Consider the following 18665-nt stretch of genomic DNA (forward strand, 5'->3'; position numbering starts at 1 on the left):
CCCCCCGCGAACAGCCAGCTTCCACCCATGACGTTCGCCACGCAGGGGGTGACAGATGAAAGCGCGGGACTCAGTCGCCGCCGGCGATCCGGCTCGCGACCCGGTCGCGGTCGGTCCGGATCCGTCCGGCGATCTCCGCGATCTGGGCTAACACGGGGTAGCGCGGCCCTTCGGTCGGCCCGTACAGGTACTCGTGGAACGACCGGCGGTCCGCCTCTTCGCCCGGGGGGGCAACGTCCATCGGCGGGTCGTCGAGCGTGCGCTGACGCTCACCGGCGATCTCGTCGCAGTCGTCTTCGAGCCCGTCGAGACGCCGCCAGATGTCGATCGCGGCGTCTGTCCCGTCCCCCCTCACGCCGTCAAGGTGTTCGAGGAGCCGGCGTCGGCGCCGGTCCACGAGGGTCAGATCGGTCTCGTACCCGGACAGCGCGTCGATCTCCGTGTCGATCGCGTCCGCCAGCGACGAGCGGGCGTCGGCCGCTTGCCGGCTCCGTCGCACCAGCGCCGACTGCGCCCCGGTCGAGAGGGTCCCGTTGGAGGCCAGCGCGGCGGCCGTATCCGGCCCCAGTTCGGCGGCGAGGCTCTCGGGGATCGTCTCGTCGTACTCCTCCCTGTAGTGGGGGAGCGACATCACCGTGTCGCGGTACGCCGCGAGCACGCGCCGGAGCCTGACGTCGTCGACCCCGTTCCCGCCGTCGACCGCGGAGACCGTGCGGACCGCGGCCGCCGGTCCGTCGAGCGACGGCGCGGTCGACGAGGCGGGCGCGGGGTCAAGCCCGGAGACGCGGTCGGCGAACTCCTCGAAAGCGTCTTGTTCGTCACGGACCCGCCGTTGTTCGTCGCGGCAGCTCGCCTTGGCATCGCGGATGTACGCCAGCGCGACGAACGCGACGACGCCCGCGAAGACCAGTGCCGTGACGGCGCCGGGCTCGCTCGCGATCGCGGCGAGATCACAGGAGAGGCTGGTACACTCCATCGCCGCCGGATCCGCGCTCTGGATCCGAAAGATCCCCGCTGCCCCCTGTCTCACGCTCATTGTATGGAGCTAACACGGCACACGTACAAAGCGCTTGTGGCGGATCTCGGGACCTGACACGAAGGTTTCCGGAATCGGGGGATGGCGGGACGTCGGGTGCGGTCCGAGGCCCGAGATCCCGGGACGGAACGGGGTTCCGACTACTCGACGACGCCGTCGTCGGTGACCACGGTGTCGATCATGCCGATCGGGGTCGCGTCGTAGCTCGGGTTCTCGATCGTCACGTCTTCGACGGGTTCGCGCATCACCTCGACGGCGTCGCGGAACTCGTTCTCGAAGCGGAACTCCTCGATCTGCTTCGCGCCCGAGCCGACCGCGGTCACCGGCACGCCCAGTTCGCGGGCGGTGACGACGAGCGGGAACGTCCCGACGCGGTTGTAGTACGTGCCGCCGGTCATGCACGTGATCCCGAGGAGGACGCGGTCGCAGTCGCGGAGGGCGTACCCCATCGCGCTGTCGACCACCATCCGGGTGTCGACCCGCGAGATGCCGGCGAGCACGCGGGCCGTCTTTCGACCGAGGGTGCGCGGGCGCGCCTCGGTGACGTACACCGTCAAGTGGGCGCCGTCGCGGGCCGCGTTCTCGATCGACTCCAGCACCGTCGTCGAGTAGTCGTGGACCAGCAGGGTGTCGCCGTCCTCGATGCGCTCGGCCGCGTTGGCGGCGGCCTCCCCCTTCGCCGTCTCGATGTCGTCGACGACGCGGGCGATGGTCTCTTCGAGCCGCTGTTTGCCGTGCTCGACGCTCGTCGCCTCGCCGACGATGGAGCGCTCGACATCGCGCATCGCGTTGTGGAGCGCGGCGTGGGAGGGGTTCGACCGCCGCAACACTCCGGCGTTGTGTTCGAGGTCGCGCTCGAACTCGTCGACTGTCACGTACTCACGGTCGAGCAGCTCCGCGAGCGACCGCGTCGCCTTCACGGCCACCGCCGACGTGCTGTGGGTCCGCATCGCCCGGATCTCGGCGACCGTCTCGTCGATCATACCCGTAGAGTCGTCGCCCCAATTCAAAGGGGTTCCGGGGTCCCGCCGGAGCGTTGGAATGATGGCGAAATCGACCGAAGAACGCCGTGGCACACTCATCTGCGGTGGCGTGCGCCCGTAAGCGGCGAAGGGTGCGAGTAGGGAGAGACCGAAGGTCCCTCTGCCAGCTGGCGGCGAAGCCGCCGGCGAGTGCGCGTGCGAGCTCGCCGGCGCGCAGCGCCGGTGATGGGGCTGTGGAGGTGTCTATCGGCGTTTCCCTGTCACGATTTATAAGCCGATGAGATCGAAGGCGACTCGACGAACTAGGGCGTCGACGACGCGGCCAAGCGGAACCGGAAGACACGCGACCGAAAAAGCCGACTACCGCTTCCTCAGGCGTACTTCGCGACGACGTTGAGCACGTCGTCGAGCTCGTCGCCGTCGAGCGAGTAGCGCTCCTGGGCGAACACCGAGCGCAGCTCGGTGCGGTCCTCGGGCAGGAGGTCCGCGATCTTCACCGCGGTCGGCAGGTCGATCTGGTCGAGCTCGGTCAGCTCCTCGACCAGCTCCCGGGACTCCTCGGCGTCGAGGTGGGCGAAGCGGTTGACGTGCTCGATCGCGCGGGCGAGTTCGTAGCGCAGGTCGCGGTCCTCGTCGTCCGCGCGCTCCGCTTCGATCTCCACGAGGATCTCCTTCGCTTCGGAGGTGGTGACGTACTCCTCGTCGAGCTTCTCTTTAAATATCGTCATCTCGGTTCAGTTCTGCTGTGCGCTCATGTGGGCGGCGGTGACGATGAGCGTCTTCGTCTTGCCGCCGTCCGGGATCTCGACTTTGAACGCGGCGCCCTGCTTGCCCACCACTGTACCGGTGCGGCCGTCGAAGCGCGGGTGGAAGCGACCCTTCTGGACGCTCGGGTCGATCTTGAGGTGGACCTGCGACCCCTCGTCGAACTCCTGGATCGCTCGCTGCGGCGGCGACGTGCCGCGGTCGCGGGGTTTGTTCGAGAGCTTGTCGCGGGTCGCCTTCTGGGGCCCATTGGAACTCGGCATGGTCTTGGGCGTTCTTCCGCTGCCGCGGTTATAAATGGTGCGTTACGGCCCTCGAACGGGAGCCGGTACCACGATCGTTCGCGAGTCGACGCCGCGCGGGGACCCGTCCACACCGCATGGCGTTCCGGACGCGATCGGCGGCCGAGACAACCCCACGTGAATCCCCCTTCCGAAAGGGCTAATCCCCTGACTGCCCACCGTGTTCGTAATGAGTCACCAGCTGCCGGACGTCCAGGCGTCGGCGCCCGACGTCTCAGTCGGGCTCTCGCAGGTCGGCGTCACCGGCGTCGAGAAGCTCGTCAAGATCGCTCGGGGCGACAAGCGTCCCATCGTCCTCATGGCGGAGTTCGAGGTGTTCGTCGACCTCCCGAGCGGCCGCAAGGGGATCGATATGTCGCGGAACCTCGCGACGATCGACGAGATCTTAGAGGAGATCACCCGCGAGGAGGCGTACCGCGTCGAGGAGGTCTGCGGCGACGCCGCGGAGCGACTCCTCGAGAAGCACGACTACACCACCACCGCCGAGGTGTCGATGTCGGCGGAGCTCGTCACCCGCGAGGACACGCCCGCGTCCGGGATCGAGACGCAGAGCACGGCGACGATCGTCGCCGGCGCCATCGCGACCGAGGAGGGGACCCGCGAGGAGATCGGCGCCGAAGTCACCGGCATGACGGTCTGCCCCTGCTCGCAGGGGATGAGCGAGTCCCGCGCCCGCGACAAGCTCGCCGAGCTCGGCGTCGACGAGGAGACGACCGAGGAGTTCTTAGACGCCGTCCCGCAGCCGGGGCACTCACAGCGCGGCCACGCCACGCTCACCGTCACCACCGACGGACACCCCGAGATCGACCTCCGGGACGTGATCGACGTCGCCCGCGACTCGATGAGCGCCCGGATCTACAACATGGCGAAGCGGCCGGACGAGGACCACATGACCTACGAGGCCCACGCCGACGCGAAGTTCGTCGAGGACTGCGTCCGCGCGCTCGCCGAGGGCACCGTCGACGAGTTCGACCACCTCTCCGACGACGCCGTGATCCACATGAAACAGTCGAACGACGAGTCGATCCACCAGCACAACGCCCACGCCGAGCGAGAGGTCACGATGGGCGACCTGCGGGACGAGCTGGACGCGACGTAAGCGCGCTCAACTCACGCCCGCTGAACGGTTCCCCTCATCCGAACGTCAGCGGCTCCGCCTCCCCCCACTGCGGCTCGAACTGGTCTTTCACGCTCGCCGCGAACTCCGCGTCCTTCACGTCGATCATGGCGAACGGCTCGTCGCCGGAGAGCGGGTGCGGCACCTCGATACACACCTCGATCCCGTCGAAGACGGAGAAGGTCCCGTCGACGCCGGGGGCCGTGCGTACCTCGAACCCCTCCATGTCCGAGAGGTCGGCGGTGTACCGCCGACCGACGCTTCGCGGTAGCACGTCCACCGTCTCCGGCGACAGCAACACGCGGATCTCCACGCCCCGGTCTAACGCCGACTCCAGCTCGTCGGTCACCCGCTCGCCGATCGTCCCGAGGTCGAAGCCGGTCGCGGGCGCGCCGGCGACGACGACCATCCGGCGCTCGGCGGCCGCGATCCGCTCTAAGAGGAGGTCGGTCGCATCTTCCGCGCCGACGGCCGCGGTCCAGAACTGCCCGTCGACCGGCTCGCCCGCGTCGAGCTCCGTCGAGAGGTCGTCGACGACCTCCTCGTACTGTTCCGCCTGCGTCTCCAGCTCTTGCTTCTTCTCCTCTAAGAGCCGGTCGAGTGCGGCGTCCGGTTCCACCGCCGCGTACTTCTTCGGGCGGCTGGCCGCCTGACTCCGGACCAGGTTGTGCTGTTCCAGGCTGTTGAGCACGTCGTAGACCCGCCCCATCGGGACCTCGCTGGCCCGCGAGAGATCCTTCGCCGTCGTCGGCCCGGTGCGCAGAAGCGCGCGGTACGCGCGGGCCTCGTACTCGGAGAGTCCCAGATCGCGAAGAGATGCCATACCGTCCGATCCGTCGGGATCCGTATAAACACGTCGCCGGTTTACACGGGATGGTGGTGGTCGTCACTCGGGCTCGTCCGGTCGGATTTGACACGGATACCGATCCGAAATGCTCCGGCTAGAGAGCCACGGCGCGGCCGGATCGCTACTCGACCGTTTCGGCGACCTCTGTCATCAACTCGTCCGGTGTTTCCGCCGGCTCGGACGCGGCGTCTCCCGCGATCACGACCGCCGACCCCGCCGGGACCGACCGCGGGGCGGGCGCGTCCTCTCGGTGCGCGTTCGGGACGACGACCTTCTCGTGGTCGGCGACCCGCCACGCGGCGCGGTGGAGGTCGCTTCCGGGCTCGTCGCCGACCGCGACGACGGTGGTGCCGCGGAGGAGCCGCCCCGCGAGGCTGCCGTACCCGGCGACCTGCACGCTCAGCCGCTCGGTCGCGCCGGCGAACGCCTCGGCCGTCTCGCGTGCGACCGTCTCGTAGCGCTCCTCGCCCGTCAGCGCCGACAGATCGAGCAGGGCGGTCGCCATCTCCACGTTGCCGTCGAGCGGGCGGAACGGGCGGTCGAGCAGCCCCGCGCCCGACCGCGGCCCGTCGACGAAGGAGCCGTCGACGCGGAGCCGATCTATCGCTCGGTCCGCGACCGCACGGGCGATAGGGGCGCCCGCGCCGAGCACGCCGGCGGCGCGCGTGTACGCGCTCACGACGCGGGCGGCGTCGGCGAGCAGGTCCGTCTCGCCGACCTCGTCGCTCCCGCGGTAGTGGGTCACCGCTCCGGAGTCGGCGTCGATCAGGTCGCGCCCGAGCCCGTCGAGGATCCGCTCGGCGTACTCGCGAGCGCGCTCGTCGTCGGTGTAGGCGGCGATCGCGAGCAGCGCGTCGGCCGCGAGCGCGTTCCCGCCCGCGAAGACGGTCAGGTCTCGGCGGGGTGAGTCCAGATCCTCGCGGTCCGCGGCGGAGGCCGCGTAGTAGGCGCGCCCGAGCCCCGGGCCGACGCTCCCGCCGACGCCGTAGCCGGTCCAGAGGTCGTCGGTGAGGAATTTCATCGCGTCGGTCGCCGGCGCGAGGTACGCCTCGTCGCCGGTGTAGAGATAGGCGTTCGCGAACGCTCGGGTGACGGCCGCGTTCGTGTCGATCGGCTTCTCGTAGGCCACGTCGCCCCAGTCTGACGTCCCCGCGAACCGGAAGAAGCCGCCGGCCACGTCGTCGGCGAGGTGGTCGCGCACCGCGTCGAGCGTCCGGAGGGCGCGGTCGCGGTCGCGCTTCAGCGCGAACTCGACGGTTCGGGGAAGCGGGAACTTCGCGTCCGACCCCCAGCCGGCGTACTCCTCGTCGTACTTCGCCTCGATCTGGCCGGCGAGGTGGCTCTCGATCGCGTCCGTCACCTCCCCGCTCGGCGGGAGATCGGCGTCGAGCGCGCGGGGGATCCGACCCGCGTCTCGCCCCTTGTCGGCCCACATCTGCCGGACCGATTCGAGCACCTGCCGCATCCCGTCCACGTCGAGGTAGCCCGCGCCGGTGAGCAGTTCTCCCTCGGGCGTGAGGAAGGCTGTCGTCGGGAACCCGCCCATGTTGTACCGCTCGCGCACCCGCGGGTGGCGGTCCACGTCGACGCGGACCGGGACGAACCCCTCGTTGACGTTGGCGGCGATCCGCGGCTCCGCGTAGGTGATCGCGTCCATCTCGTGACAGCCCTCACACCACGTGGCGGAGAGCGAAAGCAGGACCGGGCGGTCCCGCTCGTCGGCCTCGGCGAAGGCCTCGGCGCTCCAGTCGCGCCACTCGACGTGCGTCTCGTCGGTCATACCGACAGTCGGAGCGGGCGGTGGGTAAGCGCTTCGAGAGCGGTAAGCGGTGGCTACTCGTTCGAGGAAGGAGGTAGAGGAGGGGGAGGAGGGCGATCTCGGAGGGCGACTGTCGGTCGTCGGTGGCGATGCGATTCGGCGGGCGCGGCGGCCTCAGCGCTTGTAGTCGTGGCCGAGCGCGAGCGCGAGCGCGTTCGCGAACAGCAGGCCGACGAACAGCACCCCGGTGCCGCCGTCGAGCCCCATGTAGAGGAGCACGGGGTACGTGGCGGGGATGGCGATCGCCGCCCAGAAGGCGGCGGCCTTCATCGTGCCGGTCATCAGTCCGGCCACCTGTTGGCCGGAGGCGAGGCGCGTGGGAGCGGGGATGGACATGGACACCTCTCTCTACGACGGGTGACCCCATATACCCCGCAGAGGGTTCGGACGATTTCATCACGTTTCTCGCGTCTCGGCGACGTTTCAAAACGCCCGCAGAATCGGTCTAACTCTTTATCGACGCTTCTCACCCTTTTACGGCGGACCGACGACGATCGTCGATACGGCGGTTCGATCGGCGGCGAGGCCGGCATAACACAGAGAGGCGTTTGCGCCTACGGGAAGCCCTTATGTGGGGGCGTCGTAGCGACGCCCGTCATGACCGAACTCACGCGTCGAACGGCGATATACGGCATCGGGACGGGAGGCGTCGCCGCACTCGCCGGCTGTACCGACGGGGGCGATCCCGGCGCGGGGAGCGGCGGAGACGGGGACGACGGGAGCGACGGCGGAACCGGTGACGGCGAGGACGGCGGCGACGGCGCCACCGACACGGCGGTCCAGCAGGCCGGCGGCGCGTTCTCCGGTCCCGCGTGGGACCGCGAGTCGCGCCGCGGCTTCTGTGTGCTGTTCACCGAAGAGGGCGAGACCCGGTGGCTGTTCGACGACGCCCCCGCGGAGGTGAGGGAGTTCGTCGAGGCGACCGACTTCTCGTCGTCCGTACTCGCGTACGTCGAGTCGGTCGGACCGACCACCTGTCACAGCCGGATCGCGTTCGACGACGTCGGCGTCGAGGGCGGTACGCTCGTCGCGAGCGCGACCGTCGAGAACACCGCCGCGGACGACGAGGCCTGCGGCGAGGCGATCACCTTTTCCGGCGCGCTGCTCCGGGTCACCGCCGACCCGCTGCCGGACGCGCTCCGGCTGTCGGTGACGAACGGCTGGGGCGAGACCGCGGAGCTGACCGGTGAAGACGGGCTCCTCGACCTCGACGCGCTGCCCGGCGGCGTCCGCCCCGACGGTGATCCCCCGAACGTCCCCGCTTCGTTCGACTGCGAGACGGAAGAGTTCGAGCGGCATCCCCAGGTCTACGAGAGCGGGGTCAACTGGGGCGGCGGAGGAGGCGCCGGCAGCGACGCGGGCGGCGACGGACCGCTCGCGCTCCGAGCCGTGATCCCCGGGGACGACGACGCCGGGTCGGAGGAGCTCGCGATCGCCCGCGGAACCCGCTTCAGGATCGAGCTGACGAACGTCTCGGGCCGCGAGGTCTACATCGGCAATCAGGGGAAGTACAATCTCGAACTGCGCACGGAGTCGGGGTGGACCGAGATCCGCGGGGCCGACGGCGACGCCACGTTCGGATACACCGACGAGGCGCTCGCCGTCCGACCGGGCGAGACGCTCGACTGGGAGTTCGAGATGACCGAGGCGGGGCTCGTCGAGAACGGCCCGCACGCTGACGCGCTCCGCGTCTGTCCCGACCTCGTACCCGGACGCTACCGGTTCGTCTTCTGGGGCGCCGCCGACCTCGCGGTGGCGTTCGACTACGTCGGATAGGCGTCGGGCCCGGCGCCGCCGGACGCTCGCGCCAGGCGCCCGACGCGCTCACACCCGGATCTCGATCAGCAGGTCCGACTCGGGCGACTCGCCCATCACCGAGCGGACGCGCTCCCACGACAGCTCCGCGCGGGCGGTCACCGTCTCGGCGGCGATCGCGCCGCAGGCGTTGCCGACGAGCAGCGGCACCTGGTAGTCGCGCGGGTCGTGCGAGAACCCGCCGCCGGTGATATCGGGATCGCGGAGGGCGGCGCCGAGGAAGCCGGCCGCGAACGCGTCGCCGGCGCCGACGGTGTCGACCGCGTCGACGTCGAACCCCGGATGCGACACGTCGCCGTGGGGGGTCCGGACCGTCGCGCCCTCCTCGCCGAGCTTGATCGCGACGACGCGGTCGTCGGGCTCCCACGGGTCGATGTCGGTCGAGTCGGCGAGCGCGTCGGCCTCCGGAGCGTTGAGGAAGAGCAGGTCCGTGGCGTGGAGCGCGGCCTCGAACTCGCGGTCGCCGACGCGGCGCCCCGGATCGAAGCTCCGGGTCGTTCCGGCCTCGGCCGCGGCGGTCGCGAGCGCGGCCGCGGTCCCCGGCTGCTGGCCCGTGAGGTGGAGGTGGTCGGCCGCCGAAAGCGTGTCGCGGTCGAGCTCGGCCGCGGTGAACGACTCGTTGGCGCCGTCGTTGGCCAGCATGAGGAGCTCTCCGCTCCCATCAACGATCGCGTACTTCACCGAGGTCGGCTCGTCCGCGGCGACGAGCACCTGTCCGGGATCGACGCCGGCGCTCGCCAGTTCGCGGAGCGCCAGCGCGCCCGACTCGTCGCCGCCGACGCTCCCGTAGACGACCGACTGGCCGCCGAGGCCGACGAGCCCGACCGCGACGTTCGCGGCGCTGCCGCCGCCGGACTGTTCGAGCAGGTCGATCCGGGTCTCCCCGTCCGGCTCCGGAAGCCGGTCGACGTGGATCGTCACGTCCCAGTTGATGTGGCCCGCCGAGACCACTTTCGGAACGCGGTCGGCGGCGTCCGGCTCGAGGTCGGGATCGCCGTCTCCCTCGTCGGCCTCCCACTCGGAGACCTCCTCGTCCCACTCCGCGATCTCCTCCTCCCAGTCGTCGGTCCCGTCGCGTCCCGGGCCGTCCCCGCTCATGGTTCGGCCCACGGCTCCGCGGCGCCCTCGCCGAACAGCTCCCGCATCAGCGTCACGATGCTCTCTGGCGGGAACTGCCCCTGTTCGGTGACGATCGCGTCCATGTACCGCGGCGGCGTCACGTCGAACGCCGGGTTCCGAACGTCGATCTCGCCGATTTCATCGCGAGTCTCGGGCCCGACCACCTCGTTCTCGTCCCGCATCTCGATCTCGACGGTGTGGCCCGTCAGCGTCTCCGGGTGGAGCTTGATCGTCTGGGCGGCGGTCATGATCGGGACGCCGCGCTCGCGGGCGTTGACCGCGAGCCCCGACGTACCGATCTTGTTGATGACACCGCCGTCCGCGGCGATCGAGTCGGCGCCGACGACGACGTGGTCGACCTCGTCGAGGTACCGGCGCGCCGCCGAGTCGACGATCAGGGTGACGGGGACGCCGGCGTCGCGGAGCTGTTCGGCGGTGATGTGGCCCTGCTGGCGCGGGCGCGTCTCCTTGACGACCGCCGAGATCGACTTCCCCTGCTCGACGGCCGCCTCGATGCAGGCGAGCGCGTCGGTGGAGTGGCAGTGGGTCATCACCGTGTCGCCGTCGGCGAGGCGGTTCGCGCCGACCCGCCCGAGGTCCTCCTGCGCGCGGTCGAGCTGGCGGACGAACGCGTCGCTCGCGTCGACGACGCTGCGGCGCAGGTCGCCGACCGTCTCGCCCTCCATCCGCTGGAGGACGTAGCGGAGGGCGTTCGGCAGCGACACGGCGGTCGGACGGGTCTCGCGGAGGGTCCGCGCCGCGGCGCGCATCGACGCCCGGAAGGCGGCGGGATCGCTCGCGGTCTCGCCGCCCGCGGTCGCCGCCTCCGCCTGCTCGGCGAGCGCCTCCGCGGCCGCGGACGCGATGGTCGCCGCGCCTCGGATCTCCATCGTCGCGATCGATTCGGCGGTCTCCCGGACCGGGGCCGCCGGCTCCGTGTCGGTCATACCGATCCAGTAGCCGCCTCGGTATTTATAAAACCGGGCGAGAAGTTATCTGACTACGAGCCGTCGCCGTCCGGCTGCTGGCCGTAGCTCTCGAACCGCTCCTCGACGGTCGCCATCTGCTCGTCGGAGAGGACGTGCGGCTCGTCGACCGCCGACGCCCGGAGGTAGAGCCGGCAGAGGTCCTCGACGTGGTGGGTGTTCTCGACCGCCGTCTCGACGTCGGGACCGGTGACGACGAGCCCGTGGTTCGCGAGGATCGCGGCGTCGGACTCGGCCTCGGCCATCGCGGCCACCACGTTCGCGGCCAGCTCCTCGGTGCCGTACGGCGCGTAGTCGGCCAGCGGGACCTCCCGCCCCACGGCGGCGATCATGTAGTGAACGGGGGGGAGCTTCCGGTGGAGCGTCGCCATCGTCGTCGCCCACGGCGAGTGGGTGTGGACGATCGCGCCCGGCCGGTCGTGCTTATAAATGCCCGTGTGCATCGGCACCTCGCTCGACGGTGCCATCCGACCCGCCAGCCGCTCGCCCTCCAGCGAGACCACCGGCACGTCGGCCGCGTCGAAGGAGTCGTACGGGACGCCGGTGGGCGTCACCGCGACCGCGTCGCCGTCGCGGACGCTCAGGTTCCCGGTCCGGCCGGGCGTCAGGTCCGCGAGCGCCGGCGCGTACTCCACGACGGCCTCGCGGGCGTCGCGCAGGAGGTCGGGGTCGGCGTTGTCGTCGGCGCCGGAATCGTCTCTCTCCCGGCTCATGCCGCCACCTCCGTCAGATCGGCGAACGCGTCGAGCCGGTGGTCCGGGCGCCGGTCGCCGTCGAGCTCGTCGACGGCGGGCGTCTCGCCGTCGGCGACGAACAGCGCCGTGTCCATCCCGACCGCGTTCGCGCCGGCCACGTCGGCGCCGACGTTGTCGCCGACCATGAGCGCCTCGCTCGGTCGGCGGTCGAACGCCGCGAGCGCGGTCGTGAAGGGGATCGCGCTCGGCTTCTCGCGGCCGACCTCCTCGGAGGTGACGAGTCGGTCGATCCGGTCGTCGATCGAGAGCCGCGAGAGCTTCCGCAGCTGAACGCGGGTAGTGAGGTTGGTCACGACGGCGATCTCCGTCCCCGCCTCGGTGAGGGCGTCGAAGACGCGCTCGACCCCGTCGCAGAGCTCCATCTCGCTCGCGTACCCCTCCCAGTACGCGTCGCCGAGCGCCAGCGCGTCGGCGGCGTCGTGCTCGCCGGCGTGGAGTCGCAGCGCGCGCTTGAAGTAGATGTGTCGGTCGTGAGAGGCGGCGGTCTCGCGGGTCTCGCGTTTCGCCTCCCGCCGCGCGGTCGCGTACAGCTCGTCGAACGTCTCGCGGTGCATCTCGTACCCGCGCTCGCGAAACGTCTCGAGGGCGGCCCGCTTGCCCGCCTCGTTGCAGGGGGCGTACGGGTACAGGGTGTTGTCGAGGTCGAAGAACACCGCCTCGTAGCTCATGGACTCCCTCGGTCGGGCTGCGACTTAAGAGTGATTCGACGGCCGCGACGCGGCGTGCCTCTCGACGGTCCCGTCCCTTATCAACGATACCGCGGCCACCGCGCCCGTGACGTGAGCGACGCCCGCGGCGGCCGAGGCGGGAGCCCGGCGCACCGTCGCGGGGACGCGATCGCGCCGGCTGTTCGCCACCTCACAGCTGCGAATAGCTGTGACGACGCGCTTACTGCTCGTTCATCGCCTCGCTGGCGATGTTGCGGCCGCGGGAGTTCAGCGCCACCTCGCGGCGCACCCGCACCTCCTCGACCACTTCGAGGTCGACGAGCCGCTCGAACGTCTCCTCGACCGCGTCGACGTCCATCCCGAGGAACGACGGGATCTCGAACGGCGAGACGCCGGAGTACAGCGCCATCAACACCTCCCGGTCGCGGCTGGAGAGGTCGACGTTCGTCGACGAGCGCTCCTCGCCCTTCCGGAGCCACGCCTCGACGAACCGCATCCGGCTGGGGTCGCCGGCGATGTGTGTCTCGATGCTGGTGCCCTCGTCGTCGGTGTGCGACACCTCGATCACGGGCTTCTTCTCGCCGTTGACGGTGCGTTTCGCGGCGTCGAGACCGCTGATGTCGTCGAGGTCGAACTGTATGAACGCGCCGCTCTCCAGGGCCGCGTTGAGCCCGTTCTCGTCGATCTTCACCCGCGCCTGTTCCCACTCGGTCTCCTGAACGACGCCGCCCTCGATCGCGGGGTGTTTCGCGGTCACCGTTCGCTGGTCGAGCAGCGCCCGGTACACGTCGCGCTCGAACGACTCGTGGTCCGAGGCGGTGACGAGCAACACCCGATCGCCGAGGTCGAAGCTGACGTAGTTGGAGACCCGCGCGACCGACTGGTTTGCGTCGTGGCGCCCGCCGAGCCCCTCGAGATCCGAGAGCGCGACCGTGCGCTTCCCGTCGTTGCCGGCCAATATCAGCCGGCGGTTCGAGAGGAGCACGCGCCCCGGCGTCCACGAGACGTCGCTCACCTTCCGCCCGTCGCGGACGGCGACCGCGAACCGCGCCTGGGTGTCGGCGACCTTGTACTCGCCGCTCCCGCCCGACATTTACCGACCCCCCGCCCGGAGCTTCGAGACCGCCGAGAACACCCGCTTCCGGACCGCGGGGCTCTCGTCGTCGGTGAACTCTTCGAGCCGGTTGAGCGTCTCCTGACCGCCGACCTGCCCGAGCACGAACACCGCCTTCGCGCGGGCGTCCTCGGGGTGTTCGGTACCGAGCCGGTCGAGGAGCCGATCCTCGACGATCGGCCCGCCGAGGCTCTTGAGGCTGGTGGCCGCGAACTGCGCGGTCTGCGCGTCCTCGTCGGCGAGCGCCTCGGCGAGCGCCTCGACCGCGACCGCCGACTCCGGCTCCGCGACGCGGCCGAGGATCCACGCCGCGTTCCGTCGCTGACGGCTCTGCTGGCCGTCGGTGAGGATCTCGACGAGCGGCTCGACGACGGTCGCGTCGTCGGCCTGTTTCAGCTCGGAGACGACCCGATCGCGGACGGCGTGGCTCTGTTGGGTCGGCACGTTCGAGAGCAGTTCGATGACCGAGTACACCGCGGCGTTGCGCACCACCGCGCTCTCGTCGCCGAGCGCGCGCGCCAGCGGCTCGACCGGCTCCGGGTTGTTCGCCTTCCCGAGCGCGCCGGCGGCGATGCGCCGGAGCGACTCGTCGGAGTCGTCGAGCAGGTCGAGCAGCGGCGCGAGCGCCCGATCGGTGCCGATGTTGCCGAGCGCGTTCGCGGCGGCCCGTCGGACCCGCGGCTCGTCGTCGAGCCGCTCCGTCAGCCCGGGGACCGCACGCGGGTCGGCGAAGGTCCCGCAGGCCTGACACGCCCGGAGCCTGACGCGGGGGTCCTCGTCGTCGAGCGCCTCGACGAGGTGTTGGAGGCCGCTGCCGTCGTCGAGCCGACCGAGCGCGTTGGCGGCGGCCATCCGAAGCTCGGGCCGATCGGCCTGCAGCGCGCGGGCGAACTTCCGGGCGGTGACCCACTCCGCCTCGGAGCCCTTGGTGCCGGTGAGCTCCGAGAGGAGCTGTTCGAGCGCTGCCTCGCCGATCTCGTCGAGCGCGTCGACCGCGGCCCCGCGGACCTGCGCGTCCCCGTCGCCCGTCGCGGCGCGCAGGAGCACGTCGATGGACGGCTGGTCGTCGCGATCTGCGACCTCGCCGAGGAACTCGGACGCCCGCTTCCGGACCGCGGCGCTGTCGCTGCCCATGGCGTCTCTGAGCCGCTCGGCGTTTCCGTCTCGTGCGTGCTGGTACAGCGACATCAGTCCCTCCGGAACACCCGTCGGCGCTTGTCGATCGATTCGTACCTGTCCGAGCGGTCCGGGGGGACGCTCTCGGTCATCCCGAGCACGAGCACGCCGTCGTCCGCGAGCGACGCCTCCAGCGTGTCGAACAGCGCCCCCTTGTGGTCCACGTCGATGTAGATCAGCAGGTTGCGGCACAACACCACGTCGAAGGGGTCGCGCGCGCCGTCGCGGATCAGGTCGTGCGTCTCGAAGTCGACGAGCCGCTTTACCGCCGAGCGCACCCGGAATGCGTCTTCGTCGCGCTCGACGTAGCGGTCGGGATCCGAGAGCGGTTCGAGCTCCGCCGCGATGTCGGTCGTGCGGGTGGTGTGGTAGACGCCCTCTCGGGCGTTGTCGAGCGCCTCCTCGCTGATGTCCGAGCCGAGCACCTCGACGCGCGACTCGTCGATCTCGGGGTCGTCGCAGGCCAACATCGCGACCGAGTACGGTTCCCGGCCGTCGGCGGAGGGAGCCGACCAGACGCGGACCCGGCGCTGCTCGCTCGTCCGCTCGCGGAGCACGCCGCGGAGCACGTCCCACATCTCCGGGTTGCGGAAGAACTCCGTCACGTTGATCGTGAGCGCGTCCATCAGCGCCTCGCGCTCGCCGTCGTCCTCCCGGAGCAGCCGCTCGTACTCGGCGTGCGACTCGGTGTCGCGCCGGCGCATCCGGGCGGTGATCCGGCGGTCGAGGTACGACTCGTTGTAGTAGCCGGGCTCGAACGGCACCGTGTCGTTGATCTGTCGGAGCACGCCCTCGAACTCCGTCTCGCTCTCGCCGCTCATAGGCTCACCACGTCGAGGACGGCCACGACGTCGCCGTCGCCGAGGACCGCCGTCCCGCTGAGGCCCGGCGTCCCCGACAGCGGCCCGTCGAGGGGTTTCACGACCACTTCCTCCTGATCGAGCACGGCGTCGCAGTGGAGCGCGACCTGTCGAGTCTCCTCGCGGATCCGCACGAGCATCCCCTCGTCCGTCACGCCGCCGTCGGTCGTCGCGGGGGCGGTCTCGCCTCCGGTGGTGTCGGTTTCCGTGGAGTCGCCGACTCCCGACCCGGCCGCCGCAGCGCCGCTGTCTGCGAGGCGCTCCTGCAGCCGGATCACGGGGTACAGGTCGTCCTCGTGGCGGACGATCTCGTCGCCGTGGACCTCCTCCACGTCGTCCGCGCGGGCGACCTCGGCGATCGACTTGATCGGGATCCCGTACTCCGTGCCGCCCACGTCGACGAACATCACCTTCACGATGGCGACGGTGACGGGGAGCCGGAACCGGACCGTGGTCCCCTCGCCCGGTTCGCTCTCGACCGAGACGGAGCCGTCGAGGTCGCGGGCGGTCGTCCGGACCACGTCCATCCCGACGCCGCGCCCGGAGACGTCGGTCACCTCCTCCGCGGTGGAGAAGCCGGGGTGGAACACGAGGTCGTAGGCCTCGCCGTCCTCCATCGCTTCGACCGCCTCACGACTCTTGACGCCCTCGTCGACCGCCTTCTCGCGGAGCTGGTCGGGATCGAGCCCGCCGCCGTCGTCGGCCACCTCGATGATGACGTGGTCGCGCTCGCGCTCGGCCGTGAGCTTGACGTGCCCGGTCGGGGCCTTGCCGGCGGCCTCGCGCTCCTCGGGGGGCTCGATCCCGTGGTCGACCGCGTTCCGCAGGACGTGGACGAGCGGGTCGCGCATCTCCGTGAGGATGGTACGATCGAGCTCCACGTCGGCGCCCTCGATCTCGAAGTCGATCCGCTTGTCGAGGTCCCGAGAGATGTCGCGCACGAGCCGCGGGAACGAGTCCGACACCTGCGAGAACGGGATGAGGCGCATGTCCATCGCCGTGTCCTGCAGGCTGGACGCGAGCTTGTCGAGCTCGTCTAACGCGTCCGACTGCGCGTTCAGCTCCTCCAACTCCCGGCGGAGCTTGATCCGGCTCGTCACCAGCTGCTCGACGAGCCCGTACAGCTCGTCGACCTGGTCGACGTCGACCCGGATGGACTTGATCTCGTCGCCGGACTTGGAGTCGGATTTGGAGTCGGACGAGTCGTCCTCAGCGTCTTTGGTTCCTTCGTCGTTCGCGTCCGCCGTGTGGTCGGTGTCGCCATCGGTGTCCGCGTCGGCGGCGTCTGCGGTCGCTTCGGCGGCCGCCTCGGCAGTCGCGTCGCCGTCGCTCTCGACCGCGGCGTTCTCCTCGCCCGCTTCGCCGTCTCCCACGAGGGTCGTCGCGATCGACTCGACCTGCGTGAGCGCGCCGATCCCCTCGGCGACGACCGCGGGGTCGGCGTCGGCGACGAAGGCGTCGAACCGCTCCTCGTACTCCCCGTCCTCCAGCGCCTCGGGGCCGGGCGCCGTGACGTACTCGCCGAACTGGTCGTCGAGCGCCTGCAACACGAGCGCCGCGTCGACCCCCGCCATCGCGGCCTCGCCGACCGTCACGTCCGCGTACACGACCGGGTCGTCGAGGGCGGTCGCCGAGTCGGGGAGTTCGGGGACGGAGACGTCGTCTGTGCCGCCCTCGGCGTCCACATCGTCCGCGTCGTCCTCGGTATCAACCCCCTCCTCGGCGTCGGAGCCGGCGCCATCGTCGAGCCCCGATTCGTCGGAGTCGTTGTCGGCGGTGTCGCCGGCGTCTCCGCCGCCGACGGTCCCGTGTTCCTCCATCTCGCGGAGGCGACTCTCCAGGTCGGAGGGGTCGGTCGACACGTCTCCCGTGTCGGCGATCTCCGAGACCATCGCTTCGACGGTGTCGACCCCCTCGAAGAGCAGGTCCATCAGCTCGGGCGTCACCTCGCGGTCGCCCTGTCGAACCGCGTCGAGGAGGTCTTCGAGGGCGTGCCCGAAGTCGGAGACGTCCTCGTACCCCATCGCCGCGGCGTTCCCCTTCAGCGTGTGGGCGACGCGGAACACGTCGTCCATCGCCTCGGTGTCCTCGGGGTCGGCCTCCAGCGCGAGCAGGGCGTTGTTCAGGTCCGTGATTCCGTCTTCGGCCTCGGCGACGAACGCGGCGCGGTGGGAGTCCATCAGGCCTCACCTCCCACGATCGCGCCGGCGACGTCGTCGAGGTCGCAGACCTCGTCGACGCCGCCCGTCTCGACGGCGCGCCTCGGCATCCCGTAGATCACGCAGGTGTCCTCGCTCTGCGCGATGGTCCGCGCGCCCGCGTCCGCCATCGCCCGGATCCCCTCCGAGGCGTCCGACCCCATCCCGGTCAATACGACGCCCACGAGCGGGTCACCGACGACCTCGGCCGCCGAGCGCATCGTCACGTCGGCGGCGGGCGTGACCGACTGCGAGTCGTCCTCGTCGAGCTTGACGCGGAGCCGCCCCGACCGGTAGCTGTCGATCCGGGTGTGGCTCCCGCCGCGGGCGACGAGCGCCTCGCCGGAGCCGATCCGGGCGCCGTCGCTCGCCTCGCGCACGTCGTACGCCGAGGCCTCGTCGAGCCGGTCGGCGAACCGCGACGTGAACGCCTCCGGCATGTGCTGGACCACGACGACGCGGCAGTCGGCCATCGGTAGCGCCGACATGACGCGCTCGACCGCGTTCGGTCCGCCGGTCGACGCGCCGATCACGACCGTCAGCGGACCGTCGACCTCGGCGGCCGCGGTCGGCGTGGAAGGGGTCGACACTTCCGGAGTCGTCGCGTTCGGACCATCCTCGGCGGCCTCGCGCTCGCGCCGGTCTCGCGTCGCCGCGGCGAGGTCGGCGCCCGCGACCGACCGGACCGCCTCGACGAGCCGCTCCGACTCGCGGGAGACGCCGGTCGACACCTCGCCACCGGGCTTCGAGAAGAAGTCGACCGCGCCGCGTTCGAGCGCCTCGAACGTCACTTCCGCGCCCTCGGCGGTGTGCGCCGAGAGCATCAGCACGGGCGTCGGCGTCTCGTCCATCAGCCGCTCGACGGCTTCGAGTCCGCCCATTCCCGGCATCTCGACGTCCATCGTCACGACGTCCGGACGCGTCTCGGCGACCACCGACAGCGCCTCGGCGCCGTCCCCCGCCTCGCCGACGACCGCGGCCCCCGCGTCGGTCAAGAGATCGGAGATCAACCCTCGCATGAACGGCGAGTCGTCGACGACAACCACCCGCAAGGAGTCGTCGCGACCGCCTCGCCGATCCGTCGTCCTACTCATGTACGGAATCG

General features: G+C 70.7%; 18 protein-coding genes. 2 read left to right on the forward strand and 16 right to left on the reverse strand.

What is annotated here, in order from left to right; translation table 11 throughout:
- Positions 1-70: 70 nt before the first annotated feature.
- The 4 genes from FGL94_RS04790 to FGL94_RS04805 form a co-directional block, all read right to left on the reverse strand.
- Positions 71-1036 (reverse strand): DUF7260 family protein, encoded by a 966-nt coding sequence (locus FGL94_RS04790; protein WP_144921520.1) that lies wholly within the window; start codon positions 1034-1036, stop codon positions 71-73.
- Positions 1037-1176: 140 nt separating this feature from the next.
- Positions 1177-2019 carry a translation initiation factor eIF-2B gene (locus tag FGL94_RS04795; protein ID WP_144921524.1) on the reverse strand — a complete coding sequence of 281 codons (843 nt, stop codon included), beginning with the start codon at positions 2017-2019 and terminating at the stop codon, positions 1177-1179.
- 371 nt (positions 2020-2390) lie between these two features.
- A complete protein-coding gene (locus FGL94_RS04800; RefSeq protein WP_144921527.1) occupies positions 2391-2747 on the reverse strand; it encodes an RNA polymerase Rpb4 family protein in 357 nt (118 codons plus the stop codon).
- A gap of 6 nt (positions 2748-2753) precedes the next feature.
- A complete protein-coding gene (locus FGL94_RS04805; RefSeq protein WP_144921530.1) occupies positions 2754-3047 on the reverse strand; it encodes a 50S ribosomal protein L21e in 294 nt (97 codons plus the stop codon).
- 208 nt (positions 3048-3255) lie between these two features.
- Here FGL94_RS04805 and mptA point away from each other — a divergent pair, with 208 nt between their 5' ends.
- The gene (mptA, locus tag FGL94_RS04810) at positions 3256-4185 is read left to right on the forward strand and encodes a GTP cyclohydrolase MptA (protein WP_144921533.1); all 930 of its coding nucleotides are present in this window, start codon (positions 3256-3258) and stop codon (positions 4183-4185) included.
- A 34-nt stretch (positions 4186-4219) separates the two neighbouring features.
- On the opposite strand, the gene FGL94_RS04815 is transcribed toward mptA, so the two are convergent.
- The 3 genes from FGL94_RS04815 to FGL94_RS04825 all read right to left on the reverse strand — a co-directional run bounded on the left by FGL94_RS04815 (position 4220) and on the right by FGL94_RS04825 (position 7205).
- Positions 4220-5026 carry a TrmB family transcriptional regulator gene (locus FGL94_RS04815; RefSeq protein ID WP_144921536.1) on the reverse strand — a complete coding sequence of 269 codons (807 nt, stop codon included), beginning with the start codon at positions 5024-5026 and terminating at the stop codon, positions 4220-4222.
- A 145-nt stretch (positions 5027-5171) separates the two neighbouring features.
- Positions 5172-6830 carry a DUF255 domain-containing protein gene (locus FGL94_RS04820; protein ID WP_144921539.1) on the reverse strand — a complete coding sequence of 553 codons (1659 nt, stop codon included), beginning with the start codon at positions 6828-6830 and terminating at the stop codon, positions 5172-5174.
- Positions 6831-6983: 153 nt separating this feature from the next.
- Positions 6984-7205 carry a hypothetical protein gene (locus FGL94_RS04825; RefSeq protein ID WP_144921542.1) on the reverse strand — a complete coding sequence of 74 codons (222 nt, stop codon included), beginning with the start codon at positions 7203-7205 and terminating at the stop codon, positions 6984-6986.
- A gap of 261 nt (positions 7206-7466) precedes the next feature.
- Here FGL94_RS04825 and FGL94_RS04830 point away from each other — a divergent pair, with 261 nt between their 5' ends.
- A complete protein-coding gene (locus tag FGL94_RS04830) occupies positions 7467-8645 on the forward strand; it encodes a hypothetical protein (protein WP_144921544.1) in 1179 nt (392 codons plus the stop codon).
- A 48-nt stretch (positions 8646-8693) separates the two neighbouring features.
- Here FGL94_RS04830 and FGL94_RS04835 read toward each other — a convergent pair whose 3' ends face one another.
- From FGL94_RS04835 to cheB, 9 genes are all read right to left on the reverse strand, one after another.
- Positions 8694-9782, reverse strand: a complete 1089-nt coding sequence (locus FGL94_RS04835; protein ID WP_144921546.1) for a carbohydrate kinase family protein — start codon at positions 9780-9782, stop codon at positions 8694-8696.
- Entirely contained in the window at positions 9779-10750 is a 972-nt protein-coding gene (locus FGL94_RS04840; protein WP_144921549.1) for a ribose 1,5-bisphosphate isomerase, read from the reverse strand. Before FGL94_RS04840 ends, FGL94_RS04835 begins: the two co-directional genes overlap by 4 nt.
- Before the next feature lie 53 nt (positions 10751-10803).
- On the reverse strand, positions 10804-11502 hold the full coding sequence (locus FGL94_RS04845; RefSeq protein WP_144921552.1) for a class II aldolase/adducin family protein: 699 nt from the start codon (positions 11500-11502) through the stop codon (positions 10804-10806).
- Positions 11499-12212: an HAD family hydrolase gene (locus FGL94_RS04850; RefSeq protein WP_144921554.1), complete on the reverse strand. Its 714-nt coding sequence runs from the start codon at positions 12210-12212 to the stop codon at positions 11499-11501. The genes FGL94_RS04845 and FGL94_RS04850 overlap by 4 nt, the downstream gene beginning before the upstream one ends.
- 220 nt (positions 12213-12432) lie before the next feature.
- On the reverse strand, positions 12433-13305 hold the full coding sequence (locus FGL94_RS04855) for a CheF family chemotaxis protein (RefSeq protein ID WP_144921557.1): 873 nt from the start codon (positions 13303-13305) through the stop codon (positions 12433-12435).
- Positions 13306-14514, reverse strand: a complete 1209-nt coding sequence (locus tag FGL94_RS04860; protein WP_144921560.1) for a HEAT repeat domain-containing protein — start codon at positions 14512-14514, stop codon at positions 13306-13308. It abuts the gene before it with no gap.
- Positions 14514-15323, reverse strand: coding sequence for a CheR family methyltransferase (locus FGL94_RS04865; RefSeq protein WP_144921563.1), 810 nt, complete (start codon positions 15321-15323; stop codon positions 14514-14516). Before FGL94_RS04865 ends, FGL94_RS04860 begins: the two co-directional genes overlap by 1 nt.
- On the reverse strand, positions 15320-17542 hold the full coding sequence (locus FGL94_RS04870; protein ID WP_144921566.1) for a chemotaxis protein CheA: 2223 nt from the start codon (positions 17540-17542) through the stop codon (positions 15320-15322). Before FGL94_RS04870 ends, FGL94_RS04865 begins: the two co-directional genes overlap by 4 nt.
- Entirely contained in the window at positions 17542-18654 is a 1113-nt protein-coding gene (cheB, locus tag FGL94_RS04875; protein WP_186313331.1) for a chemotaxis-specific protein-glutamate methyltransferase CheB, read from the reverse strand. Before cheB ends, FGL94_RS04870 begins: the two co-directional genes overlap by 1 nt.
- Positions 18655-18665: the final 11 nt, after the last annotated feature.

Source organism: Halorubrum salsamenti (assembly GCF_007671685.1).
GTDB classification, from domain to species: Archaea; Halobacteriota; Halobacteria; order Halobacteriales; family Haloferacaceae; genus Halorubrum; species Halorubrum salsamenti.